Source organism: Bdellovibrionales bacterium (assembly GCA_019750295.1).
Classification (GTDB): Bacteria; Bdellovibrionota; Bdellovibrionia; order Bdellovibrionales; family JAGQZY01; genus JAIEOS01.
The window spans coordinates 65,866-92,356 of record JAIEOS010000009.1; the positions used below are offsets into that span (position 1 = coordinate 65,866).

Consider the following 26,491-nt stretch of genomic DNA (forward strand, 5'->3'; position numbering starts at 1 on the left):
CAGCAAGATATCTCGTTTTGGCCACACTTTTTTTTGCGGCCCTCAATACTCTAGTGAAGTTCATGCCGCATTTGCCAGTGTCAGAGCTCGTGTTTTTTAGAGCACTGATTTCCCTTTCCTTATGCTATGTGGCGCTCCGCCTCAAGGGACTTTCAGTGGTGGGAAAAAATATAAAAATTTTGGTGCTTCGAGGATTTTTTGGAACGGTTTCTTTATTTACGTTGTTTTATTGTTTACAGCACATGCCGATGGCGATGGCCATCACACTGTCGCAAATGTCACCGCTGTTTAGCGTGTTGATCGCCCATTTTATTCTCAATGAAAAAGCGCACTGGACTCAGGCGGTGTTATTGCTCATCGCCTTTAGTGGAGTGGTGCTCGTCAAAGGATGGAGCGGAGAGCTCTCTTGGTTTCTCACTTTTATGGGAGTGATTACCGCCTTTGTTTCTGCCTGTGCTTATACGTGTGTGCGAGGTCTCAAAGATACCGATGATCCCCTCGTTGTGGTTTTTTATTTTCCGCTCATGACCATTCCCCTGATGGCGTGGCCCACATATAGGGAGTGGGTGCAGCCCACCACCTTAGATTGGATTCTGATTCTTTTCCTCGGGATTTTTACCCAGCTGGCGCAATACTTTATGACATTGGCGTATCAAATGGAGCGCGCGTCCTCGGTGATGATTTATAATTATATGGGCGTGTTGTGGGCCCTGCTGATCGGATATTTTCTATTTCATGAATCGCTCAACAACTGGCAGCTCATGGGAGTGTTAGTGATTGTGGCGTGTTTAATTGCGAGCACGCGAATTTCTAAAAAACTGAGCGAAAGAAAATCTCTGGTTTAAGTTCTCAGGATGGCGGCGCGGCCATCCTGAGATGTTTTCTTAATTTCTGGTGAGAACGATCTTGTCGCTCGAGTTGAGCGGTGACGTCAGACGAATTTTTTTACTGCTGATCACTTCCAACGGAAACTGGTATCCCAAGACCGTCACGGAATAGGTGCCACCGTAGTCACAAATAGTGACGTTGTTAGGACCGTAATTAGAGCCGTTGTAGGTGGCAGTGCCGGTGAACTTAGATCCGCCTTTATTGAGGGTGAGGGCAATGGCTTTGCCATCCCAAGTTCCCGACCAATTTCCCCAAGGGCTGACCTTGGCGATCAGATCGGAAATATTGGCAATCTCGGCGGTGCTTGTCGCACAACCGGCGCGAAAACCTTTTTCGAACAAAAGCTCTTCGAAGCTTAAAGTGTCGGCCCAAACCGCAGGGGCAAAGGCGAGTGCTGTGATTAAAAGTAGTGCTTTCATGGTAAATCTCCTCTTTTTAAGGGCCGTTGCGCGGGCCCTACTAACAGCCTGTAACTCTTACAAAGACTTGTCAAATTTGTTCGAAATTTTGAGCACTTAAGCTGCACAATAACGCCTCATGCAATACTTTAACTTTTTAAAAACCATGACACTTCTGTGACACTTCTCAAGACGTTTTCAAGTAGTATCAAAGAGTCATGTTAGCCAACTTTCAGATCTTCCATAAATCGAACCCTTCGGGAAACGAAGCCGCGCCCAGCGCCTCGGTCGATTTGGCTCACTTTAAAACTTGTCTCCGAAGTCTTTATTTCGGTTGGCTGTCGGAAGGGGAAGAGGCGTTGGCTCCCGGATTTGAAGTTTACAAGGGTCGATACGCCTACCAGTTTATCTTGGAAGTCATTTGTGGACTTCATTCCCCGGTGATTGGCGAGACTGAAGTTTTTGGACAGTTTAAAAATTTTCTACAAACCACGCCGATTTCGGCGCCGCTGTTCAAAGTCTTCGAAGCCTTAATGGCTGACGCCAAAAAGATTCGTAAAGAGCACCTTACCGATCTCGGAGGTCAATCGTACGGAAGTCTTTTGCGAAAGATGATTTCGCATCCCACGGAAGTTGAAGTGATCGGGGCTGGCGCATTTATGCAGCAACTTCTCCCTTGGATTTATAAAGACGAAAACGAAATCACGGCCTACGCTCGCGATATCGATAAAGCTCGTCAGACACTCCCCCAAGATAAATTTCCACGCCTTCATCTTAAGTCTCTAGCGGAGGCGAAACTTGTGGCGCCATTTATTTTGGTGGCCGCCCCATTATCTTCTCAAGAAATTCATTCTCTCGTGGGTAACGAGGACGCGTTGGTTATTGATTTGCGCGGCGAAAGTCATCAGGATCCTTGTCAGTTTAAAAAGTACGTTCATTTGAATTCTTTTTTCGAACAGATCCAAAAAAATCAGATTCAACTCAACAAAGTCAAAGCGGTCGCTGTGAAAGCCATCGAAGTGATGGGTCGTGAGCGTGATCTTATGGAGAACTTTCGCCCCTTCGGATGGGACGACCTGTGCGCTTGGTGATCGCCTCTCGGAAAAGTGATCTCGCGCGAATTCAAGCCTACACCGTGGGCCAAGAGCTTCAAAAGAAAAATCCTGATCTTCAAGTTCAATATCATTTTCGAGAATCTCTCGGCGATAAAAACATCAATGACCCACTTTGGAAGATGCCTGAGAAGGGTGTTTTTACCGAAGACTTCCATCAGGGATTACTCTCGGGCGAGTTTGATATGGTCGTGCATTCATGGAAGGATCTCCCGATTCAAGAGCGCCAAGGCACAGCGATTGTGGCCACACTTCCTCGAGAGGACGTGCGCGATCTTCTTCTGGTCAAAAAATCTTTTAAAGGTGGGCCGGGAATTCGAATCCTGACATCATCTCCGCGTCGAGCTTATAATTTACAACGGCATCTCGGAGCACTGTTGCCGTGGCCAAATTTGCAGGTCCAATTCGAAGCGGTGAGAGGAAATATCCCCACGCGAATTCGCAAGTTGCTCGAAGGCGATGCTCACGGCCTGGTGGTGGCCAAGGCGGCGATTGATCGCATCATGGCCACCGCCGAAGAGCCTGACGATATCGACGCTGATGATGAATTTTTCGGAGTCCGTCGAGAGATTCGCCAAGCTCTGGGGCAGTTGCGCTGGATGGTCCTCCCGGTTCAGTTGAATCCGCCGGCGGCGGCTCAGGGAGCTCTTGCTGTGGAAATCAAGCAAGGGCGAAGGGATGTGGAAGAACTTTTAAGGACGATTCATCATTCGGATACTTTTGCTTGTGTTCAGCGTGAAAGGGAAATGCTCCAAAGCTGGGGCGGAGGATGCCACCAAAAAATCGGTGTGAGTGTTCTTAAAAAGAATTACGGAACCATTACCGTGGCTCAAGGAGTTTCCGACAGTGGCGGAGTGATCGATATCTTTGATTTCGCTCCCGATCCTGCGCCAGTGATTCGTGACTTTTCACATTTTCCCGACACTCCCAAACAAGCTTTATGGTTTGAACGTAAACCCAAGGCGATCACGGCCGAGTGGAGAATGTGTAATGCCCACTATGTGAGTAAGGCCGAGGCCTTGCCCGACGGAGTTCAGCTCGATAACGATAAAGATTTAATCTGGGCGAGCGGTATAAAGACCTGGCAAACTTTAGCCCGACGGGGATTGTGGATCTCCGGGAGCAGTGAATCTCTCGGTGAGGACGAAAACCTTCTGACCAGTCTGATCGATTTGGTTCAACGTCGCTGGTGCAAGTGGACTCATTCTCAGGGTGAAGAAACACCGACGATGGAAGTGATAAAGACCTACGATTTAATTCCGCGTTCTGAAGGCCCCCAAATGAGTCCTCAGACACAAAACTTCTACTGGATGAGTGGGAGTTCCTTTGAGCAGGCTCTGAGTGTATACCCTTGGTTGATCGATAAAACTCACTGGTGTGGCCCCGGGCATACTTACCATCGTATCGAGAGGATTCTCGAGGAAAAAAAGGGAAAAGGTGCCGTAGAGATTGCCTTGAGTTTTGATCAGTGGCAAAAAATAATGAAACATTCTTAAAGGACGACGATCATGAAGTCTCAAGAGCTATTTGAACGGGCACTCAAGGTGGCACCTGGTGGAGTTCATTCTCCGGTGCGTGCATTTAAAAGCGTGGGCGGAACCCCCATTTTCTTTCGCTCGGCCGAAGGGGCCATCCTCGAGTCGGTGGACGGCCAAAGGTACATCGATTTTTGCCAGAGCTTTGGTCCTCTCATCTTAGGCCATCGCGATCCGGAAGTTCAAGAGGCGGTGATGGAAATGGTCAACACGGCGTGGACGTTTGGCGCTTGTGAACCCTACTCCCTTGAGCTCGCCGAGTGGATCACCCAAAAATTGCCTTGGGTGGAGAAATTAAGATTTAATAGTTCGGGCACCGAGGCCGTCATGAGTACCTTGCGACTGGCTCGCGCGGCCACCGGTCGAAGTAAAATTTTAAAATTTGAAGGCTGCTATCATGGCCACATGGATTCGCTCCTCGTCAAAGCAGGAAGTGGGCTTGCCGGAGAATCTGCCAGCGATAGTGCCGGAATTCCTGCGGGAGTGACGGGGGATACTTTGGTGGCTCCTTTGGATGATGAGGTGGCCTTAGAAAAAATCTTTAGTGAAAAAGGTCACGAGATCGCGGCTGTCATTATCGAGCCTTTGCCTGCAAATTTTGGAATGCTGATTCAACGTAAGGCCTATCTCGAAAAGATCAGTGCGCTCTGTAAAAAGCATGGCTCTCTTTTAATCTTTGACGAAGTGATCAGTGGCTTTCGCGTGGCTCTCGGTGGAATGGTGGAGATCACGGGAATTCAACCGGATCTGGTCACCTACGGGAAAATTATCGGGGGTGGATTCCCGGTCGGTTGCTACGGTGGGCGCGAAGAGCTGATGAACATGGTGGCTCCGTCAGGGCCGGTCTATCAAGCAGGCACACTCAGTGGAAACCCGGTGGGCATGCGCGCGGGACTGACGACTTTGAAAAAAGCCGAGCGAGAGAATCTGTGGTCGGTCCTCGGGAAGCGCACCGAAAAGTTTAAAGGCGAACTGGAAGGAATCTGTAAGAGGGAAGAAGTGAACCTCAAGATTTCCCATTATCCATCATTGTTCTGGTTCCACGGAGGCGATATCCAGGACCCAACAAACCTTTCGCAGATCCCCGCAAGTCATGGACCTAATTTTAAAGCCCTATTCCATGCGTGTCGCGAGGAAGGGATTTATTTAGCTCCGAGCGGATTCGAAGTGAGTTTTATATCTTGGGCGCACACCGAAGAAATTTTAGCTCGATCGTTAGAGAAATTCGAGAAAGCGATTCATCGAAGTAAAAAGGATTTCGTGTGAAATCACGCCCTTGGCTTTTCGCCTTGATCATCGCCTGGCTTATTTTTGTCGTCGCTTTGGCGATCTGGTGGATGATTTTTAGTGTTCAATTGATCAATCGTCTCAATGCCCTCGTTGGAGACGAGCAATTTAACCGCCATCAACAGATGCTTTTGATGGAGGGATCAGTTCTTGTGATTTTGCTACTCATTGGCGGGAGCGGATTGATCTATTACTATCGCCGCGAGCAAAAACGCTTTGATGACATCAGCCACTTTTTCTCCTCATTTAGTCACGACATTAAGACGTCGATCACGCGTTTAGTTCTCCAGGGTGAGAGCATGACGTCTCAAGATCACAGCGCTCGAAAATTTGATCAGTTTCAAAAGAATCTTCTCGCTTTGGAGCTCCAGTTAGAAAACAGTATGCACGTCGCTCAGTATGAATCTCGAGGGATCACGCTCGAAGATGTGGATCTTAAGCAAATCGTCGGGCGAATTCACACGGCCTGGCCCGAAGTCAAAATTCAACTGAAGGGAGAAACTCGGTTGCGCACCGATGCTCCCGCGATCGAAAGCATTCTCAAAAATTTGTTGAGCAATTCGGTGATGCATGGTTCGGCGGATGAAGCTCGAATTCAAGTGATCAAAGAGAAGTCTTTCGCAAAATTAATCTATAGCGATAACGGAAAAGTTCAGTTGGAGGATTTGGAACGTCTCGGTCGCGAGATTCAACCTTCGCAAAAGGGCTCAGGTATCGGATTGTATCTTGTTCGTAATTGGGCCGAAAAGCTCGGCGGGAAGATTCACTTCGCAAAGTCGGAAGAGAATTCTTTGTTGGTCACGCTGACTCTTCCCGATGCGGCCGCCAAGGAAGTGATATGAAGCATATCTTGCTGGTGGAAGATGACGGAGACTTGGGCCAGACTTTACGGGATCAATTGAAAGCCAGTGGCTACGAGGTCACGTGGTGTCGTTCCCATCAGGAGTCCAAGGACCAGGCATTCTCCGATTTCTCCGCAGCGGTGTTAGATCTGAACTTACCCGACGGGTCTGGGTTCGATATTCTTAAAAAGCTTCACATTCCCGCGGTCATTATGACCGCATTAAACACTCCGGAGAATCGCCTGCAGGGATTGGAGTTAGGGGCTGTGGACTTTATTCCCAAGCCGTTCTTGTTTAAAGAGCTCAAATTAAAGTTGGAAAGACTCATGGCTAAGCCGAGTCAGCAAATCACTGTCAATAAAGACATCGTGATTGATCTTTTAGCGCGCACCGTGGATTCGCAAAAGAACGGCACCACCTTTCTGAATGACCGCGAGTTAAAAACTTTAAAAAAATTAATAGAGAAGTCTCCAGAAGTGGTCAGTCGTGACGAGCTTTTGGATTTATGGAGCGGTGAGGACGAGAATGTGTCTCATCGTGTTGTCGATAATATTATTGTTCGCTTGAGAAACGTTCTCGGCGACGAAGATCACCACGTGATTAAATCTATTCGCGGGGTCGGTTATCAGTGGATGGGAGAAAAAAATGAATCCTAAATTTCAAAACGCCCTCAAGCGAATTCCGCAAAAAGTTCCGCCCATTTGGGTGATGCGCCAGGCGGGTCGTTATCATCAGCACTATCAAAAACTGCGCAAAGAGAATTCCTTTATGGATCTTTGTAAAAAGCCTGAGCTCGCGGCCGAAGTGGCTATGGGTCCCATCGAAGATTTTGATTTTGATGTTTCTATTCTTTTTAGTGATCTGCTGTTTCCATTAGAGGCCATGGGTATGGGTTTAGATTATAAGCCCGGGCCGGTATTAGAGTGGCATATTCAGTCGGCCTCGGATTTAAAAAAATTAGACGCGGGACCTCGAGCTCTCGATCAGCTGATGTTCCAAAAAGAAGCTTGCTTGCTCACGCGTCAACGTCTTCCCAAGGATAAAAGTTTTATCGGTTTTGTCGGTGGTCCGTGGACCTTATTCTCCTACGCCGTTGCGGGAAGCCACGAAGCTCGTCATGTTAAAGAACAATTGGCACTCTTTAAACCCTTTTGTGAATTGCTAGTGCCTTTGCTCAAACAAAATATTCAACTTCAACTCGATGGGGGCGTGGAAGTTGTGATGGTTCTTGACACCTCGGCCGGTGATTTGTCTCCACTCCTTTACAAAGAGTTGGTGGTTCCCGTGATTAATGATCTGGCGCAAGCCTTCCCGCAAAAATTAGGGTACTACACGAAACATACGAATCACGAGCATGTTCAGACTTTCTTGAAACATAATAATTTAGGCGGCATCGGTGTCGATCATCGCTGGGCTCTCGATCAGCTTCTTCCGCAAATGGGCGGCTTTCTCCAGGGAAATTTTGATCAGCAGCTTCTGTTTTTAAGTCGCTCAGAGTTCGAAGTGGAATTGCGAAAGTTCCTAAAACCAATTCAAGCTTTAAGCGAAGACCAAAGGAGAGGTTGGGTCTGCGGATTAGGGCACGGAGTTCTTCCCAACACCCCAGAGGAAAACGTCCGCGCGTTTGTTAAGATCGTCAGAGAGGTTATGAGTGTCAGTTAATCTTTTTGATAAATACGACATCCCCGCACCTCGATACACGAGTTATCCCACGGTGCCTTATTGGAGCGATAATCCCACTTCCGAGCAGTGGGTGGGATTTTTAAAATCGAATTTTGCGAAGGATTCGACAAAATGGTCCTTGTACTTACACATCCCATTTTGTGAAACACTCTGTACGTTTTGTGGCTGCAACACCTCGATCACCAAAAATCACGATCGCGAGCGGCCCTATGTCGATCTCCTCCTCAATGAGTGGAGAACCTACTTAGAGCAGGTTCCCCAAATTCGTGAGCGAACTCTCGCTCAATTCCATTTGGGCGGGGGAACGCCGACGTTCTTATCGGCGGAGAATTTAAAGTTTCTCGTCAGTGAAATTTTAAAAGATGTTAAGATCGACAAAGATTTTGAAGGGGCTCTCGAAGTCGATCCTCGAAGAACCACCGCCGAACAGCTTCAGATTCTCCATGATTTGGGCTTTAAACGAGTGAGTCTTGGGGTTCAAGAGTTTGATCCCGAAGTTCAGCGTCTGGTCAATCGCATTCAGCCCGTCGAAATGACCCAAAAAATTACCGAGGTCGCTCGCTCCATCGGATACACTTCGGTCAATTATGATTTGATCTATGGATTGCCTTCGCAGACTTTAGAAAAAGCAAAGCGCATGATCGAATGGACCTGCGAGCTCAAGCCTGATCGCATCGCGCTTTATAGTCTTGCGGTTGTGCCCTGGATTAAGCCCGCGCAAAAGTTGTTTAAAGACGAAGATCTCCCCAAGGGGAAAGAGAAGCGCAAGCTCTACGAGACCAGTCGCGATATGCTCCTCAAAGCAGGGTATGTCGAGATTGGAATGGATCACTTTGCGCTCCCGAACGAAGCATTAACCATCGCGTACAAAGCGGGTCGCCTTCACCGAAACTTTATGGGCTACACCGATCATCGCACGCAAGTTCTTTTGGGGCTTGGGGTGAGCGCCATCTCCGAGACGCCAGAGTGTTTCCATCAGAACGAAAAGACCCTTCCGCTTTACGAAAAACTGGTCAGAGATCAGAAAGTCGCCACCCAGCGGGGACATGTTCTTTCGGCCGATGATCGAGTTCAAAGGGAGCAGATTCTAAAATTCATGACCGAGGGATTCGTTGAGCTTCGAGCTGGTCAAGCTCAAGATATTCGAGAGTATCTCAAGGAAATGCTGGCGGATGGATTAGTGGAAGTGTCGGATCATAAAATGAGTATCACTCCTCAAGGCAAACCGTTTTTACGGAATGCCGCTATGGTGCTTGATCAACGCCTTCGCGAAAAGTCCCCGCAAACTCAAGTCTTTTCGAAAGCGCTATGATGAGAGTGCGAGTCATCGGCGGAGGAATCAGCGGACTTCTGACGGCCTACTTCTTAGTGAAAGAGGGCTGTGAGGTTGAGATCTACGAGGTGGATTCCGAAGTGGGAGGCAAGCTTAAAACACTTCGACAGAAGCATGGGCTGGTGGAAACGGCGGCAAACGCGGTTCTCGCCAACCAGTTGGTGGAGACCGTCGCTCAAGAGATCGGTCTTCAGCTGATCGAAAAAAAAACGGAAGCTCGAAAGAGATTTATTCTTAAAAATAATCGGCCCACTCGGTGGCCCATCGGCTGGCGCTCGACGCTGCGACTGATCGGATTCGTTTTACGACTCAAACTCAATTTGTTTTTCGCCAGCCCGAAATCCCATGAGACGCTTCAACAGTGGTCCCATCGGTCCCTCGGCGAGGAGACGACGCGTTTCTTGGTGGATCCTGCCTGTCAGGGAATTTTCGGAGTGACCAGCGAAGATTTAAGTGCTGTGCTCATCTTCGATTACTTTTTCGGTAAAACAAAAAGCCCGAAGGGAATTCTGCGCGGGTCCATTGCGCCTTTAGGTGGAATGGGAGAGTGGTCCGCGGCTTTAAAAAAGTTTCTCGAAGGGCAGGGCGTTCGTTTTCACTTGACCCAAGACGGAGCGGAGAGCCTTCAGCGCGACCGACACTCCACCGCGACGGTTCTCGCGACCGATATTCAGGCTGCCAGTCGCATTCTAAAAACGATTGGGGATCCCCGAGGCGAGCTATTATCGCGGGTGCCTATGGTTGATCTTGTCAGTGTCACGGCGTTCTTTCAACAAAAGCTCCACGAGGGATTCGGAGTTCTTTTTCCGCGAGGCGATGTCGAGCCCCTGGGAGTTTTGTTGAACTCCTCGATTTTTAGGGAGCGGGTGGTTCGAGAAGAAACTTCGGAGACCTGGATCTTTGGAGGAAAAACTCCATCACGTTCTATGGAGATGCCAGATTCGGCTCTTCTCAAAGCGCTCCAAGAGGTTCGTCGGGACATCTGGAAGAACCACGAGTCCCCTCTGGACTATAAAGTCAGCCGTTGGGAAAAAGCATTACCGCTGTACGGAGTCGAGCTCGAAAGAGTTCTTGAGAGTCTAGAGATCGAAAGAGATAATGTGTACCTTATGGGGAACTACTTAAGTGAAATTGGGCTGAATCGTATTTTTTCCAAAGCGAAAGCGATTGCGACTCTTGTCGCGGGGAAAAAAGTATGAAGAACATTCATCACATGAGTTACGATTTTTTTCGTAAGTTTTTATTTTCTCGTCGGGCGGGTGCGCTGGTGAAGACCATCGCCTGGTTGTGTGTTTTTGGAATTGGTGTGGGCGTCGGTGCATTGATTCTAATTTTGAGTGTTATGAACGGCTTTAATGCATCCATGAAAGCCCGCCGGTTTTCCGCGGAGCCTCATCTGGTGATGTACTTTGATAAAATGCCTTTAGAAAGCGTCAGGACTCATCCCGCCGTGGAGTGGCTCAAACAGCAGCCGGGTTATAAGTATGACGTGACCGAAAGCCAGGATGTGATTTTAAGAAATGACGAGGGCTTTGTTCAAGGCGGGATCGCTCAGGGGATATCTAAAGAGAATTTACTTTTTTTATTGAATGAAATTCGTTCGCGCCAAAAGAAACAATTGCTGGATGATTCGTACAATCCCAAGCCCGGAGAAGTCATTGTGGGGGCGGGACTTGCTGACATTATGGGACTTTTTGAAAGTGACAGTTTGGTGGTGATTCCACCGGAATCTTTGTTGGCCGCCAAAGATGCGATGCCACCGATCGAGAAGGTGAGCGTGAAAGGATTCTTACAGACCGATTTGGAAGAGATCGACACCCGAAAACTTTTCTATGTTCTCGGCGAAAGTTTAACTCGTCTCCGGTCCTCGGCCAGTCTTGAGCGCACGGTGGAGGTAAGAATTCCAGATCCCAACAATTACGAGTCGGTGAAGGCCTATTTGCAAAGTGAATTTAAGGTGAAAGTGGACAGTTGGAAAGATCGAAACTCCAATTTGTTTTATTCTCTCAAGTTAGAAAAAATCGTAGTGGGAATTCTTTTGGGTTTAAGTACGTTGATCGCGAGTTTTTCGCTGGTGACCGTGATGGCTCTTCTCGTCACTCAAAAAAAGAAAGATATTGGTTTGCTGATGGCTCTCGGCTTTGATCCCAAGTCTCTGCAAAAGACGTTCTTAGGAATAGGAATCATGCTTTCGGGAATTGGAATTTTTGGAGGGCTCTTCTGGGGAGTGGTGGTGACTCTTTGGCTTGGAAAGTTTTCCGATGGTTTTTTACCCAAAGTCTACGAGGAGACCAATGTGCCCACGGCCATTGATCCCACCCAAGTCTTTATCGTTATGGGATTTGCCATTGTTTTTGCCATCCTAACGACCTGGATTTCTGTTCGTAAGATCTCCGAGCTAGAGCCCGTAGAAGCCCTTCGTGGCCTCTAATAAGGCAATGTCTCAAGTTGAATCGTCACTGATCCAGACTTTGGTAAAATTCGCTCATTTTTAATTCGATCCTGCCGATAAGAACTATGTGAATTGTATAGCAATTCATTAATTGTTGAAAATCGTCGGGACTGTAAATTTGATGGGCTCTAAACTTTCGAAACTCAAGTTTATTTTAGTTTTCATGAGCGCGTTCATGGCGATGTCGATGACGTGGGCCCAATCTGTTCCCAACTCCTTTGTATATCAGGGTCAAATCACAAAGTCTGGAGGAATTCCACTCGAAGCCAATCCTGTGGTTTTTAATATTCGCATCTATTCGGCCGTCAACGACTGCTTGTTGTTCGAAGAGCAGCATTCCGTCAATATGCTGGGGAGCGAAGGAATCTTTTCTTTAAATGTAGGTGCGGGCATTCGATCGGGGACGGATTTCGAGGACACATCTTCGCTTGTCGATATTTTTAGAAACGGCGTCACCTTTACGGGAATTACTTACTGTACTGCGGGTACAAGTTACAACGCCCTCGCTGGACATACACGCAAAGTACGGGTGAGCTACAATGATGGTGGCGGATCGGTGACGCTCGCTCAGGACTTCCACCTTCAAACAGTTCCTTACGCATGGTACGCCAACTCTCTTCAAGGTTTAACGGCTTCGAATTTTGTACAGATCAATCCGGGTCAAAATATAACTCAAGCTCAATTGGAAAACCTGTTGGGCGGAACAAACTACAATACACTTTTCAATTTGGCTTCGGGAAATCCCACGACGCCCTTATCGATGAACAACCAGCAGATAAAAAATTTGGCAGATCCGACTTTGGGTCAAGATGCCGCTACCAAAAACTATTCGGACTCTCGCATTGGGGGAAGTCTTTTAAATCTCTCAGGCGTGGGAGCAGGTACGGGTGACGGTCGAGTTCTGGCGTGGAATGCGACGCTCAGTCAGTGGGAGGCGATCACTCCCTCTTCGATCACCGATTCGACAAAGTTACCTCTGGCCGGCGGAACCATGGCCGGCAATATCAACATGAACGGCAATCCAATTTTGAACACCGGGCATGTGACGATGCAAAACTTATCCACCATCACCCTTGGGAAATTCAGTAACGCTCAAGAAACCACACTCATCGGAACTCTCGGAGTGGGGAACAAAGGGGCCACCTGGTATAACAACTCGACGGACAAAATTATGTACTGGGACGGGGATAGTGCGGAAGTGGTTGGGAATAGTTCAGGCACGGGAGATATTGAATCGATCGTCACCAATTCCGGCTCGGGTCTTTCCGGGGGAGTGACTTCGGGCAATGCGACTCTGAATGTCGTTGTGGATGGCCTTACCCTCGAGATCAATGGTTCTAATCAGCTCCAAATGAGAGATGGCGGCATCTCGGGAATCAAGTTGGGGGCGGACGCTGTGACCTCAGCGAAAATTCAAGATGGAGCGATTGCTTTAGCGGATCTCGCCGCTGATTCGGTGAATTCCTCGAAAATCGCTGATGGATCCATCGTCGATGCCGATGTCAATGCAGCGGCCGGGATTGCATGGAGCAAAATCAGCAAGACGGGTGCGACGGCGGCGGATGTCGGTGCGGTGGCTCCAGCTCGAGCGATCAATACCAATGCGGGATCGGGTCTCACCGGAGGGGGAGACCTCTCTGCCGACCGCAATCTTGCCATCAACACGGACAACACCACTTTGGAAATTGATACCAACACACTTCGAGTGAAAGACGGTGGAATTGGGAACTCGAAAATTAGCGCGGTCGCTGTCGATAAAATAACGAGCGCCGCGTTACAGTACTTTAGCTACATGCCCGCAGGAACAGAATGTCTTCCGGCCGAAGTTTTAAAATGGGACGCCACCAATGATCGCTGGATCTGCGGTACCGATGCCGGCGGAGTTACGGCCCACAGTGGTTTAACCGGTCTATCCGCCGACGATCATACCCAATACGTCCTGTTAGCGGGCTGAGCGGGCGGTCAAACGGTCCGTGGGGGAACAGTCGCCAGCAACAATTTAATTCTTGAGTCGACCAGTGATGCCACAAAAGGGCATGTGTTACTGCAACCCAATGGCGGAAACGTCGGATTGGGCACGACCACTCCTTCACCGATTGTTCCGGGCCGAAGCGTTTTAGATATCTACGATGGATCGGCCAATGGTGCCGAGCTTAAACTGTATTCGACGACGACCCGCTTTAGAATCTTTAATAATAATGGATCGAACGAAGTGGGATTTGGATCCGATTCGAATTCGACAGTGCATCTTTACACCAATGGCGGCGGCAATCGTCGGATCTCTATTTTAGGTTCTGGAAACGTGGGTATTAATAATTCGAATCCTCAGTCTCAGTTGGATGTGGCAGGCACAATTCGCGCCAACGAAATTTGTGATGAGTTGGGTTCCAACTGTAAAGACATTTCGAGTGGCTGGGGAGCTGGTGGCGATATCGACGGTATAGTGACCAACACGGGCTCCGCTTTGAGTGGTGGAACAGCGAGTGGAACGTCAATTTTGTCGGTGGTGACCGACGGCATTACCATTGAGACCAATGGTTCGAATCAACTTCAAGTGAGAGACTCTGGCGTCTCTTTAGCAAAATTAGCACCAGACTCTGTGAATAGCTCAAAGATTGTCGACGGCTCTATTACCAATGCCGATATCAATGGAGCAGCAGCCATCGCTTGGAGTAAAATTGATAAAACAGGGGCCACGGCAAGTGACCTCGGCGCGGCCACGTCCACTCGAGCCATCAACACAAATTCGGGATCAGGCTTAACTGGAGGCGGAGATCTATCTGCGGACCGTAACTTGGCGATCAACACGGACAATTCGACTCTCGAGATCGCCACCAACACCTTACAGATCAAAGATAATGGCGTGACCAATGCGAAAATTAACTCGGTGAGCGTTAATAAAATTACGAGTGCGGCATTACAGTACTTTAGCTACATGCCGGCCGGAACCGAATGTGCACCTAACGAAGTTCTAAAATGGGATGCCGTGACCGACCGTTGGCTTTGCAGCACGGATTTGGGTGTTTCGGCCCATAGTTCCCTCACAGGGCTCAGCGCTGATGATCACACTCAATATGCGCTTCTTGCGGGGCGCTCGGGTGGGCAGACACTCATCGGTGGCACGGCTGCCAGTAATAATTTAACCCTAGAATCTACAAGCGACTCCACCAAAGGCATTATCGTGCTTCAGCCGAATGGTGGAAATGTGGGGGTGGGAACAACGACTCCTAACTCTAGGCTAGAAGTCAATGGTGCCATTCGCGTTCTTGGAGGATCTGCATCGGACGGCAGCAATGGTTATATGTTCTATGGGGGCTCTGGCGATATTGATGGCGGAATCCATTCTCCTGCGGACGGAGTCATTGCTTTTAAAACAAATTCTGCCGAAGCTATGAGAATTGGTCCTACCAGCAACGTGGGTATCGGTACAACAAATCCAAGTGCGAGGCTTGAGGTCGTCGGGAGTACTCTTGTCAGTGGAGTGTCCACTGCGGCCGGCTTTGTGCCAACGGTGGATGCATTTCCGTCTTCAGGCTTAGGTGCCCGTGGTGCCGAAGGGGTTGTCATTGTAGGACGTCCTGGGTCGACCAGCGAATTTTCGTTATGGCGGCCAGGGCTCGCCTCTCAGGTTTTAAGCGTGCCGTCAGGCACCAATAACGTCTCCTTCGACGGCAATATCGGGATTGGAACAGCTAGTCCTCAGGGGAATTTGCATATTCAAGGTGTCGGTGGTGGTGGGATCTCGACACTTCGAGTGGAAGATCCGAATACGGCGGCGGGTGGATTCGCACAAATTCTTTTGCGTGATCGGGGACCTGCTTCAGCTGATGATGAAATCTGGAGTTTACGTGCTAAAGATAATAGTCATTTCGGGATAGGGGTGCTCGATAACGCGGAGGTAACTTATGCCGAGCGTTTGACCATCCTCCGTAATGGAAATGTTGGAATTGGCTCATTAACTCCCAATGCTTTACTCGATGTCGCAGGCACGATAAGAGCCTTAGAAATTTGTGACGAAACAGGAGCAAACTGTAAGGATGTTTCAACCGGTTGGGCGAGCGGCGGAGTGAGCTCCTCGCGAAATATTAATACAAATACAGGATCTGGACTCACAGGGGGCGGAGATTTATCTGCAGACCGCAGTCTGGCGATCAACACCGACAATACAACGTTAGAGATTGCGACCAATACTTTAAGAGTTAAAGATGGTGGAATCACTAACGCAAAGATCAATAGCGTCAGCATCAACAAGATCTCATCGGCGGCCGCAGAGTATTTCTCTTATATGCCCGCGGGCACTGAGTGCACCAATGGGTTCACTCTCGTCTGGGATTCGACCATGGACCGTTGGTTGTGCGGAGCTCTTCCCACAAATTTTACGGTGATCCATGACTCCGATAATGATACAAAAATATATCTCGAGAAAAATGCAGATGAAGATCAAATTCGATTTGACACCGCGGGTTCGGAGAGAATGATCATCGACTCGACGGGGAGAGTGGGTATTGGCTCGAACTTTCCATTGGCAAAGCTTTGGGTACAAGGTTCGGGAGCCACCTACAACGAGGGACTCGCGCTTGTAGGTAACGGAGTGACCAACCCCAGTTACGTTTGGAATAATGCCTCGGGGAACTTAAACTTCGCGGGGAATGGGACGTCCACGCCGGTGATGACGGTTACAAATGGGTTCGTTGGTATTGGCACAACGGTTCCGGCAAATCCACTAAGTGTTGCCACGGGGTCGGGTCAGTTTTCAAATGCGATCTCGGTGCTTCCTTCCACTCACGCCACTTCACGGCGGTCATCGATGTTCATCGATGACTGGGGCTTGATCCAAGATGTCAATGGAACTGGGGTTAAAGATTTTTCTATTTATCAAGCTTCGACGGGGACTCATCGATTCTATATCGATACCACTGGTAATATCGGAATAGGAACAGCAACTCCTCACACCTCGGCCCTCCTTGATGTGGCGTCCACTCAAAAGGGATTTTTACCGCCGCGGATGACTCGAGCGCAGCGAAACGCCATTGCGACGCCGTCGCAGGGTCTAATGGTATTTAATACTGACGATTTAACCGTCGATTACTACACGGGAGCGACATGGCTCAGTCTAAATGGGTCTCCGAAGTACATCAAGCTAGGGATGAGTGCGGCCAATCAGACCGTGAATGTAGGATCTGACATCGCCTTTGATACAATCCGAACGAGTAGCGGAATGACGCGCTCGGGGAGTGGGGTAAATCTTAAAGCGGGCGTGACTTATCGAATTGAGGCTTCCGTAGATACCTACCTCGGAGATGGAAACTCGTACTTAGGATACCAACTTCATAATGGGACATCTTTTATTGGTCATGTGGCGTACACGGGCGAAGGCGACGCTGTGTTCTGGGGATTTAAATCCGCCATTCTTGAGATTTACAAACCGACAGTCGATGTCACCGTCACTGTGAGAGTCACAGACGACAATATCGGAGCGGGAACCGTTCACGGGGGATGGAACACTAATCTTGTAGTTACCGAACTTGTTCCCGCCGGACCTGCTGGCGGAGTTTCTGACAATATGGGAAATCACACGGCCTCACAGAATATTGCTCTCGGATCTTTCTGGCTCTCCGGCGACGGGGGGAACGAAGGGATAGCTGTTGGAGCTACCGGAAATGTCGGCATCGGGACGGTGAGTGGATTAGCCCCGCTCCATATCAAAGGCGATACAGGTTCAACAGGTGAAAATATCAGACTGGCCGCGGGAAGCGCCACAGAAGGTGGCCAAATTAGTTTGATGGACGGTACTGGCACAGGAGCTTGGGAAATTGACAACGTCGGCGTAGATAACGCCGAATATCTCCGCTTTTTTAGAGATAAAGGGGAAACCAATTTAACGGCGATGGTGATCGGTACATCCGGCAACGTGGGCATTGGAACAATAAATCCTACGCAACCTCTCCATGTTGTTGGAGATGTGCGGATCGGAAGTAAGGCAAATCCGCGGATAAACTTGAATAACAATAGTGGGACGGCATCGACGTTATCAATCGGAGCGGATTCCGGTTCCGCTTTTGTAGGAACCTTCACCAATAGCCAACTGCAATTCTATACGAACAGTTTAGAAAGAATGAGAATCGATGCCAGCGGCAATATCGGTATAGGGGTGGCAAATCCAGGAGCTTACAAAATATATGTCGCGGGTGGGATGGCCCGTATGGACGGTGGACTCGAAGTCCATGGTATGGCTTTTGATGGAAGTGGTCATTATGTCTGTCGCAATACCACGACCGGAGAGATCACTTATTCGGCGGCTGCGTGTAGTGCGTCGGATGAGCGATTAAAATCAAACATTCAGCCGATAGATTCTTCGTTGGACGATTTGTTAAAACTTCGGCCGGTGACGTTTGAGTGGAATGATTCTTCTCGACCAAAAGGCTCACAAATCGGTTTTATCGCGCAAGAAGTTCGCCAAGTTTATCCAGAACTCGTCCAAGAGAACGAAAGCGGTTTCTTGAGTCTCGATTACGCACCTCTTGTGGCGCCGATTGTTGGCGCTTTGAAAGAGATCTACGGGAAGGTTATGACCCTTGTGAAGTCCGATGAACAGCAGTCCCGACAGATTGCGAGTCAAAAGATGGAGATTGAGGCGCTCAAAGCCGAGGACCAACGGAAAGCGCAAGAGATCGAAGCGCTTCGAACATATCTATGTCAGCGTGATCCCAAAGCGCCTTTCTGCGCTCCCAAGTAGAACATAGTTTTACCCTTCGATTTACTGAGTGTATGCGGCAGTTTGACCGGCGGTCTCTTTGATAAAGACGACGACTTTGGTGAGCTCCTTCGGGAGCCGGTAAGACAGTTCCGACCATGCGTAGCGCGCTAAAGCCTCTGACGTGATATTGGCCACTGGGACTTTGAGTACTTCTTGAGTTGGAAAGCAGTAGTGGCGATCGGCATAGATCACTTCGGTGTGATTTTTGTAGTGAGGACTCTCTTGAATCTTGAGGTACGGACTGTGCTCGGGGATTAAAATTTTCTCGTCGTGTCGCTCGCAAAAGCTGCGGACGACTTTTTTGATTTCGTTAAAATCATACTTGAGATCGATATCTTTATTAATGTCTTTAAAAGAGATGCGCACGCCCACGAGATAATTATGTCCATGAAGGGCTTCGGCTTCATCGGGGCCGAAAATGGTAAAATGTGAAGACGAAAACTTAAAATTCTCTTTTTTTATGTAAAGGCTGTACGACATTTTTAGACCGACACTTCGAAGTTTCTAAGAGCATCATTGAGCGAGGTTTTTAAATCCGTGCTCGGTTTCCGCTGACCAATAATCAACGCGCATGGGACACCGTAGGTTCCAGCGGCAAACGTTTTTGGGAGTGTGCCTGGAATCACTACCGAATTTTCGGGAACAAATCCTTTATATTCTGTTGCTGGCGATTGGGTGACATCCAAAATTTTAGTGCTGCCGGTGATCGTCACACCAGCGCCAATCACTGCGCCTTGAGCCACATGAACACCTTCAACAAGGATAGAGCGGCTTCCGACAAAAACATTATCTTCGATAATCACGGGTTTGGCTTGCAGAGGCTCGAGAACTCCACCGATGCCAACACCGCCCGAAAGATGCACGTTTGCACCCACGTAGGCGCAGGATCCCACTGTGGCCCAGGTATCGACCATCGTGCCTTTACCCACGTGCGCACCAATGTTCACGTAAGAGGGCATGAGGACTGCGCCGGCCTCAATGAAAGCGCCTCGGCGGACTAAAGCTTGAGGCACAACGCGTACGCCTTCGCCCCCAGTCCATTGCTTGAGAGGGACTTTATCCACAAAAGTGAACGGGCCATTTTCAATCACGGACATCTTTTTAAGACGGAAAAAAAGTAGGATCGCTTTTTTTACCCATTCATTCACAATCCATTCGCCGTTTTTATTTTCGCAAACCCGGATTTGTCCCTGATCTAAAAGATCGAAGGCGTGATCGACGAATTTTTCGGTGTCGGCATTGGGTGCGATAAATCCGGCTTCGATATGGGCTTTTAATTGATCATGATTCATAAACTTTTAATCCTTCGATAATTGCTGGAACATGGACACGAATCACTTCGCTCGCTGGAAGATAGCGCTCCACTTCGTAAGTGAGGGTAGGAATGTTTCTCTCAAGTCCGGCATAAGTGCCGAGAGATCCCGGCGTCGGGTAGCCGATATCGTCGGCCACGCGATAACCTGTGTAAGACGAAATCACCTGGGCGATTTTTTTACAATCCCCATTGATGTTAAGCATAGGCTCCCAAGAGTGGAGACTTAATATAAACTGCGGTTTAAAGCTTTGGATGTATTCCACGAGGGCTTGATTTTCGGGTTCGCTGCAGGCCACAGGCCCCGGGTGATAATGCTCGCGAGTAAACTGCGCTGACCAATCCGTCGTCGGTAAATTTCGGTTGAGATCGACACCGTGACCGTTGCGACGATGAAGGGTTAACATTCCGTCGATATTAAAAACGGGAACCAGGGTGATTTCGAGTTTGAGGGGGTAGTTTTTGAGAAACTCACCGAGGAGTCCGTGGGCGGCTTGAATTCCTTCCACCTCGTCACCATGAACGCCCCCTAAAATCAGTATGCGTTTTCCAGAATGGCCGAAGCGGTATGCCGGAATGGGAACGTTGTTTCTTGTGTAACCGAAAATAAAATTATGGGCGCGTGTCATTGCGTTGACCATAGCAATTTCAAGTTGAGAAGTCCACCCAGGATTTAGAGATCGACGTGAGAGATTTTACAGTGGGGATCGTTCAGGATTTTCTGAGCGACCTTTACAAAATGGGGGGAGGTGTCCGTCAAAAAGAGTTCGACACCTCCGCCATTGGAGAGGTCCTTTTCTCGAATGAGTGCAGTGAGAGATTCACCGGGATCGACGAGACTCACTCCGGGGCCAACGGCTTTCTGGATGGCGTTTTTAAGCAGAGGGAAGTGAGTGCAACCGAGGATAATGGTGTCCACATTCGCGTTGAGAAGTGGAGCGACGTAACGGGAAATGATTTGGTCGGTGATGGTGTCCTCGGTCCAGCCCGCTTCCACAAGAGGGACGAGCAGTGGACACGCCTGAGCTTTAAGGACAAAGGGTTGAGATATTAATTTTTGGTATTGCCCGGCATCCACCGTGGCTTGCGTGGCGAGAAGTCCGATCATTTTATTTTTAGTCTTCTTTTTGGCTTCGAGGCAGGAGGGCTCGATCACATTAAATACAGGCACGGGGCTTTGAATATTGAACTGCAAAAGTGCACTGGAGGCCGAGTGGCACGCAGAAACAATATGAGTCACTCCCTGCTTGGCGAGGAACTGAATGTTTTGCTCGGTGTAGCGACGGATGGTGTCGGGAGATTTGGTGCCGTAAGGGAGGCGGGCCGTGTCTCCCAAATAAAAATATTTTATTTTCGGAAACGTTTCTCTGAGCTTCTCGAGAACGGTGAGCCCTCCAATTCCGGAATCAAAAAGGCCAATCATGGGAGTTCCTTCACCTGAGCTCGAAGATCTTTGTAGAGATAAAGGAGGTACAGTGTTTCGACAGCGATGATAAAAAATGAAAAGATCTCAAGTCCAATCACTCGAACGGGTGCCAAGGAAACCATGGGGCTATTCCCGGCGGGAAAGAGTAATGCTAAAAAGATAAAAAAGAGCAAGGTTAACGAAATTAAGTGGCGCTGGGATAAGAGCTCCGAACACTTAAGAGCATTGATTTGCCCTTTGTCGTAATCTTTTTCTAAGGCCACGATAAAAATCACAAATTGATAGCGAATCATTTTAATAAAGCCTGGGATTACGAAGGCGAAGCCGTAGATCACAGCGCGAAAAAACGCGATCAATGATTCGATGAGGCTGGGCTCAATTTTGTTTTTTACAAACTCGAGTTCGTCCATTGTTTTTTCTCTCGCAAAATTGTGGCAGGCCAGTAAGGTCCAAATCACTTTCGTGACTGAGTTGACCAAAAATCCCACCAGCGCGATCACGATCATCATCGGCACCAAAGAATCATCCCGAGATGTCATCCGTTGTTCTTGAAGGTACGCCAAGCACTGAGCAAAAAAGAAGTTGGTCGCTTGGAGCAGAAGTAAAACGGCAAAATACTTCCGAATAAATGGGACGGCCGTTTTAAGGCTCAGTTTTAAGCGCGATACGGAAAAAACCATGTTGGGGAATGTAGTTAGGAATTGGACTCTTGGCAAGGACTGATACCCTGCCAGCTGTTGAGATAAGTGCCTTGCGGAAATTCGATAAGACTGGGGTGGTCGTAACCTTGTTGCCCCCGTGCGAGCCAGTGCATCTTTTTATGCGACTTGCGAAGAGCGGTCGCTAACACCTCCACTAAGTCTTTATCGCCAAGGTGCTGAGAACACGAGCAGGAGACAAAAAGGCCCCCAGGTTTTAGTGATTTTAGAGAGGCTGTGTTGACTTTAGTGTAGGCGGCCGTCCCCGCATGGACATCTTTTTTCGATTTGATCAAAGCGGGGGGATCGCAAATGACAATGTCAAATTCTCCTTGAGGAAGCTCGTTGCACTTTTCAACGATATCCATCTTTAGCGGATTTATTTTTGACGTGTAAGGCGAGATATTTTCCCGGGCGAACTCCAAAGCCTTTTGCGAGGCATCGACCGGCGTCACCTCGCACTCAATTCCGAGTTGTCGGCAAGCGTTGGCAATCTGTGCGCTCCATTGTCCCACATAACAAAAAAGGTCGAGCACGCGCACGCGTTGGGGCTTCTGTGCTCTGAGCAGGCGGATAAAAAGTTCGATATTATTGCGTTGATCTAAAAAGAACCCTGTCTTTTGTCCTTCGATGAGATCGCATTCAAAGAGTAAGAATTGTTTTCCGTCAAAGGCCGACTGAATGCGGATTTTGGCCTTCTTTAAACTCTCAATTTCTAGCTGCCCGAGGGCTTGAAGGGGAGCGATCTCGATTTTTTCCATACGACGAAAGGAGTTGTCTCGCTTGATTAAAAGGGTCGTGTTTTCCCAAGAGCGGTAAGGAAGATCTGAGTCGTGAGCTTTTTTTAAGAAGGATTTAAAAATAGATTCGCTCTCTTTAAAAAGCATCTCGGCGCCGGCCGTTAAAACTTCGCAGGTAAAAATCTGGCGGTCGTCCTCTGTAAAAAAACAATCAATGATGAGGCCGGGGAGACTGTCCGCTTCGGAAAAGATCAATCGGTGTGAGAATTGCGCAAGATCCAGCTGATGGCGATATTGAGCGGCTCTCAGGAGTTGATCGCTCACCCACTCCGAATTGATTTGCGCCTGAGGATCGGTGCTGAGTCGGCGAAGAGTGATGAGGGAGTTGGGGTTGACGTAGGCCATTCCGAGAAGATTTCCGCGAGGTCCTGTGAGCTGGACCAATTGCCCGGCGACCGAAGATTTAATCGAGGAGTTGATGTCGCCAGCGAAGATCCAGGGGTGACCAAAGTTGAACTTTTTTTCGCCTTCGGCGGTTAACGACCATCTGTGCATGGCCCTTTTTCTAGCATCTTGCTTTAAAGTTCAACAAAACTCATGAAACTGTAAACTTTCGCCGATAAATAATGCATGTCTGCAGCTCCAGTTTACCTCGAATCTATTAAAAGCATGGCGCAAAAGCTTCAATTTTTGTCCTATGACAGCATCCAGATGGACGGAATGGAAATCAAAAGCCTTTGGTATCAATACAAGGATCTGGATTTTTACTATTTTGAAACTCAGGATCAACGCTTAGTAAAGCTCCACGTGGCGGCCTTTGGTGAGGTGGTGGAGTGGAATCCATTTGATGGGATTCGCACCGGTCTCATTGTTCAGAAAGAGCAGGCTCAGGGCCTGTTTGAAGTGATGCATTTCGATGCCCGTCCCAATCGGGCCTCGATTGAGCGTGTTCAATCGATCATCGATAACGCTGGTTGCTTAGAGCTGTCGCAAAAGCAAAAGCTTCAAGAGCTTTTTAAGGGCCATAAAGCTGCTCCCCGCAGCGTGATCCGCTATTTGTGGCAAACTATTTCTCATTTTTTTAAATTCTGACCGTCACCCTGAGCGAAGGCAAAGGGTCTCCAAAGATCCTCTCGACGAACTTCTGGACAAATCCCTACGAATCTCCTAAAAATCAGTCCATGAAAACTGGGATAATGATTGGCAATCTAGGCACACCCAACAGTGCCGAGCCCTATGATGTTGGAAATTACTTGCGCGAATTTTTAATGGATCCCTATGTGATCGACAAGCCGTTTTGGTTTCGCTGGCTTTTGGTCAACGCGATCATCGTTCCTTTTCGAAAAAATAAATCCTCGCATGCCTATAAATCGGTATGGACCCCCGAAGGCTCACCATTGTTGGTCTATTCCGAGGGTTTACGGAAAGCTCTTCAAGAACTCTCTCCACAAACGCCAGTGGCTCTAGGGATGAATTATGGAAATCCCAGTATCGAAGATGCTTTTGGAAAACTTAAGGATTGTGACGAAATCATTCTGGCGCCACTGTATCCGCAGTATGCGCTTTCATCTTACGAGGCCTGGAAGCAGAAGGCGCTTCAGGTGGCTGAAAAACTTAAAGTGAAATCTCAACTTCGATGGGTTCCACCGTTTTATGCAGCGGAGGAGTATATTGACTCCGAAGTTCAGCTGATTCGAAAACATCTGGCCGGTAAAGTCTTAGGACGGGACTATGATCACATTCTGTTCAGCTATCACGGTCTTCCTCAGCGTCATGTGGAAAAGCTCGATAAGACCGGTCGACATTGCTCTAAAAGTAAGTCCTGCTGCGATCAACTCAGCGAAGTGAACAAGAACTGTTATCGAGCTCAAAGCTTTGAGACCACTCGCCGTATCGTGGCTCAACTGGGGTTAGAGAAGTCCCAGTACAGTGTCAGTTTTCAATCACGATTAGGGCGGGACCCATGGATCCAACCCTTCACCGATGAGGTGATTCCTCAGCTGGTGTCCCAAGGGGTCCAGCGTTTAGTGGTGGCGGTCCCGTCGTTTGTGGCGGATTGTTTGGAAACGCTCGAAGAAATTCAAATTCGTGCGAAAGAAGATTTTATCAAAGCTGGAGGTATAGATCTTTTGGCTATACCTTGTTTAAACGTCGACCCTTTTTGGTCGCAACAGTTATTAAAGTTGATTGAAAAAAACGGAGGTCGTCAGTGAAGGATTTTTTTAAAACAATCATAGCCAGTGCTATTGGAACGATGGTGGGAGTGGTCTTTTTGACCTTTCTCGGTATGATCCTTCTGGTCTCCGTTGTGGCCGGTCTGATTGCCTCCGAATCGTACAAAGACGTGGCGGGGATTGTTGAAGACAAAAGTATTATCGTGATTCATGTGGAGGGCGGACTGACAGAACGGCGTCTTCCGACGGACGTGATTCAGGATATGATCTATCAAGAAAAGTCGAAAGACATCGGTATGTACGAGTTAGAGAAGGCGTTAAACTCGGCGGCTTCGGATGCAAAGATTGCGGGTGTTTATTTACGTCTTCGCTGGGTCGATGCGGGTTGGGCCAAAATAGAGTCGTTCCGAAACTTGCTCTTGAAGTTCAAAGAGAGTGGAAAGTTTATTTACGCCTACTCCGAGGCTTACGACGAAAAGCTGTATTACATCGCCACTGCCGCCACTGAAATCCTCATGTACCCGAAAGGGGAGTTTGAGTGGGATGGGATATATTCTCAAAGTATGTTTTTTAAGAAAACTCTTGAAAAGTTGGATGTAGAGCCGAATCTGATTCGCGCTGGAAAATTTAAGTCCGCCGGAGAAATGATCACCAAAGAAAAGATGTCCGAAGAGAATCGATTGCAGATCACAGAAATCTATTCCACGATCTGGGGCCACGTGACTTCACAGATCGCTAAATCGAATCCCGAAATTACTCAGGAGCAGCTCAATGACTTCGCGGAGACTCTCAAGGTCACGACCGCGGCTCAAGCGTATAACTTAAAGCTGGTGACGCTTCTCGCGCCGATCGAAGAGGTGGAACAGAAACTCCTTAAGGCCACCGGGCTTCCGGAAGATGAAGAGCCGCGTACGGTCAATTGGTTGAGTTATTACGAGAAAAACATCAAGTCGAAGTCCCAAGATGAGCACATTGCCGTCATTATGGCGGACGGAGAGATTTACTCCGGTCGCGGCTCCGAGACTCAGGCGATCTACTCGGATGAGTTTTCGCTTCTCATTCGCGATCTGGCTCGGGATGAAGATGTGAAGGCGATCGTTCTCCGTGTGAATAGTCCCGGTGGAAGTGCCTTAGCATCGGATGTGATCTGGCGAAGCTTAGAGTACTTTAAGAAAAAAGGAAAAACCCTTGTCACGTCCTTCTCCGATGTCGCGGCCTCGGGAGGATATTATATCGCTGCCGGAAGTGATTATATTTATGCGGAACCAACAACCATTACGGGATCCATTGGAGTTTTCGGCTTGTTATTTAATACACAAAAGTTTTTCGATGGAAAATTAGGAATCACTTTTGACGAAGTGAAAACCCATTCTTCCTCGGACATGTTGTCGGGCTCTCGGAATTTGACGGCTTATGAACAGCAGCGTATTCAATCGGACGTGAATACGACCTACAAAACTTTCCTCAATGTGGTGAAGCAGGGTCGAAAGAAATTTGCGGATGAAAATGAAGTGGGCGAAGTCGCCGAAGGACGCGTGTGGGTCGGCCAGAAAGCTCTTGAGATTGGTCTTGTCGATGAGATGGGATCTTTAAATCAGGCGATTCTTAAAGCCGCTGAGTTGGCGAAGCTTAAGGATTATGATGTCGTCGTCTATCCCGATCAGAAAAAGTTTCTCGATCGCTTCTTAGAATCTTTCGGTGAAGCTTGGATGCCACCTTTTGTAAAGCAGATGTGGTCCTGGGCCCATAAAAACAAAGAGTCTAACATCTACGCTAGACTCCTTTTTAACCTAGGGTAACAGTTCCCTTTTTGAATTGCTCCGCAACTCAAAAAGGGAACTGTTACCTCGCCGT

General features: G+C 48.4%; 22 protein-coding genes. 15 read left to right on the top strand and 7 right to left on the bottom strand.

The window, feature by feature from the left end; genetic code table 11:
* Positions 1-17: 17 nt before the first annotated feature.
* Entirely contained in the window at positions 18-845 is an 828-nt protein-coding gene (locus K2Q26_03145; GenBank protein ID MBY0314488.1) for a DMT family transporter, read from the top strand.
* Positions 846-884: 39 nt separating this feature from the next.
* Here the strand turns inward: K2Q26_03145 and K2Q26_03150 are convergent, their stop codons facing one another.
* Positions 885-1,307, bottom strand: coding sequence for a hypothetical protein (locus K2Q26_03150; GenBank protein ID MBY0314489.1), 423 nt, complete (start codon positions 1,305-1,307; stop codon positions 885-887).
* A gap of 197 nt (positions 1,308-1,504) precedes the next feature.
* Here K2Q26_03150 and K2Q26_03155 point away from each other — a divergent pair, with 197 nt between their 5' ends.
* From K2Q26_03155 to K2Q26_03205, 11 genes are all read left to right on the top strand, one after another.
* Complete coding sequence (locus K2Q26_03155) at positions 1,505-2,377, top strand: hypothetical protein (GenBank protein ID MBY0314490.1); 873 nt, start codon at positions 1,505-1,507, stop codon at positions 2,375-2,377.
* Entirely contained in the window at positions 2,365-3,894 is a 1,530-nt protein-coding gene (locus K2Q26_03160) for a hydroxymethylbilane synthase (GenBank protein ID MBY0314491.1), read from the top strand. Before K2Q26_03155 ends, K2Q26_03160 begins: the two co-directional genes overlap by 13 nt.
* Before the next feature lie 12 nt (positions 3,895-3,906).
* The gene (locus K2Q26_03165) at positions 3,907-5,199 is read left to right on the top strand and encodes a glutamate-1-semialdehyde 2,1-aminomutase (GenBank protein ID MBY0314492.1); all 1,293 of its coding nucleotides are present in this window, start codon (positions 3,907-3,909) and stop codon (positions 5,197-5,199) included.
* Positions 5,196-6,062, top strand: coding sequence for a HAMP domain-containing histidine kinase (locus K2Q26_03170; protein MBY0314493.1), 867 nt, complete (start codon positions 5,196-5,198; stop codon positions 6,060-6,062). Before K2Q26_03165 ends, K2Q26_03170 begins: the two co-directional genes overlap by 4 nt.
* Positions 6,059-6,718, top strand: coding sequence for a response regulator transcription factor (locus tag K2Q26_03175; protein ID MBY0314494.1), 660 nt, complete (start codon positions 6,059-6,061; stop codon positions 6,716-6,718). Before K2Q26_03170 ends, K2Q26_03175 begins: the two co-directional genes overlap by 4 nt.
* On the top strand, positions 6,708-7,724 hold the full coding sequence (locus tag K2Q26_03180) for a uroporphyrinogen decarboxylase (protein ID MBY0314495.1): 1,017 nt from the start codon (positions 6,708-6,710) through the stop codon (positions 7,722-7,724). Before K2Q26_03175 ends, K2Q26_03180 begins: the two co-directional genes overlap by 11 nt.
* Complete coding sequence (hemN, locus tag K2Q26_03185) at positions 7,714-9,057, top strand: oxygen-independent coproporphyrinogen III oxidase (protein ID MBY0314496.1); 1,344 nt, start codon at positions 7,714-7,716, stop codon at positions 9,055-9,057. Before K2Q26_03180 ends, hemN begins: the two co-directional genes overlap by 11 nt.
* Positions 9,054-10,277, top strand: a complete 1,224-nt coding sequence (locus tag K2Q26_03190) for an FAD-dependent oxidoreductase (GenBank protein ID MBY0314497.1) — start codon at positions 9,054-9,056, stop codon at positions 10,275-10,277. The genes hemN and K2Q26_03190 overlap by 4 nt, the downstream gene beginning before the upstream one ends.
* Positions 10,274-11,509 carry an FtsX-like permease family protein gene (locus K2Q26_03195; protein ID MBY0314498.1) on the top strand — a complete coding sequence of 412 codons (1,236 nt, stop codon included), beginning with the start codon at positions 10,274-10,276 and terminating at the stop codon, positions 11,507-11,509. The genes K2Q26_03190 and K2Q26_03195 overlap by 4 nt, the downstream gene beginning before the upstream one ends.
* A gap of 142 nt (positions 11,510-11,651) precedes the next feature.
* On the top strand, positions 11,652-13,484 hold the full coding sequence (locus K2Q26_03200) for a hypothetical protein (protein MBY0314499.1): 1,833 nt from the start codon (positions 11,652-11,654) through the stop codon (positions 13,482-13,484).
* 84 nt (positions 13,485-13,568) lie between these two features.
* Positions 13,569-18,266: a tail fiber domain-containing protein gene (locus K2Q26_03205; protein MBY0314500.1), complete on the top strand. Its 4,698-nt coding sequence runs from the start codon at positions 13,569-13,571 to the stop codon at positions 18,264-18,266.
* A gap of 21 nt (positions 18,267-18,287) precedes the next feature.
* Here K2Q26_03205 and K2Q26_03210 read toward each other — a convergent pair whose 3' ends face one another.
* Genes K2Q26_03210 through K2Q26_03235 form a run of 6 tightly spaced genes read right to left on the bottom strand, consistent with a single transcriptional unit; the run spans position 18,288 to position 23,018 of the window.
* Positions 18,288-18,767 (bottom strand): 6-carboxytetrahydropterin synthase, encoded by a 480-nt coding sequence (locus K2Q26_03210; protein ID MBY0314501.1) that lies wholly within the window; start codon positions 18,765-18,767, stop codon positions 18,288-18,290.
* Positions 18,768-18,769: 2 nt separating this feature from the next.
* Positions 18,770-19,579, bottom strand: coding sequence for a 2,3,4,5-tetrahydropyridine-2,6-dicarboxylate N-succinyltransferase (locus tag K2Q26_03215; protein MBY0314502.1), 810 nt, complete (start codon positions 19,577-19,579; stop codon positions 18,770-18,772).
* A complete protein-coding gene (locus tag K2Q26_03220; protein MBY0314503.1) occupies positions 19,569-20,228 on the bottom strand; it encodes a succinylglutamate desuccinylase/aspartoacylase family protein in 660 nt (219 codons plus the stop codon). Before K2Q26_03220 ends, K2Q26_03215 begins: the two co-directional genes overlap by 11 nt.
* A gap of 44 nt (positions 20,229-20,272) precedes the next feature.
* The gene (gene murI / locus K2Q26_03225; protein MBY0314504.1) at positions 20,273-21,022 is read right to left on the bottom strand and encodes a glutamate racemase; all 750 of its coding nucleotides are present in this window, start codon (positions 21,020-21,022) and stop codon (positions 20,273-20,275) included.
* Positions 21,019-21,741, bottom strand: a complete 723-nt coding sequence (locus tag K2Q26_03230; protein MBY0314505.1) for a hypothetical protein — start codon at positions 21,739-21,741, stop codon at positions 21,019-21,021. Before K2Q26_03230 ends, murI begins: the two co-directional genes overlap by 4 nt.
* Positions 21,720-23,018, bottom strand: a complete 1,299-nt coding sequence (locus K2Q26_03235; GenBank protein ID MBY0314506.1) for a methyltransferase domain-containing protein — start codon at positions 23,016-23,018, stop codon at positions 21,720-21,722. The genes K2Q26_03230 and K2Q26_03235 overlap by 22 nt, the downstream gene beginning before the upstream one ends.
* A 75-nt stretch (positions 23,019-23,093) precedes the next feature.
* Between K2Q26_03235 and K2Q26_03240 the strand changes: the two genes are divergently transcribed.
* From K2Q26_03240 to sppA, 3 genes are all read left to right on the top strand, one after another.
* Positions 23,094-23,555, top strand: a complete 462-nt coding sequence (locus K2Q26_03240; protein ID MBY0314507.1) for a hypothetical protein — start codon at positions 23,094-23,096, stop codon at positions 23,553-23,555.
* A gap of 89 nt (positions 23,556-23,644) precedes the next feature.
* Positions 23,645-24,676, top strand: a complete 1,032-nt coding sequence (hemH, locus tag K2Q26_03245) for a ferrochelatase (GenBank protein MBY0314508.1) — start codon at positions 23,645-23,647, stop codon at positions 24,674-24,676.
* Positions 24,673-26,436 (top strand): signal peptide peptidase SppA, encoded by a 1,764-nt coding sequence (gene sppA, locus K2Q26_03250; GenBank protein MBY0314509.1) that lies wholly within the window; start codon positions 24,673-24,675, stop codon positions 26,434-26,436. The genes hemH and sppA overlap by 4 nt, the downstream gene beginning before the upstream one ends.
* Positions 26,437-26,491 lie beyond the last annotated feature (55 nt).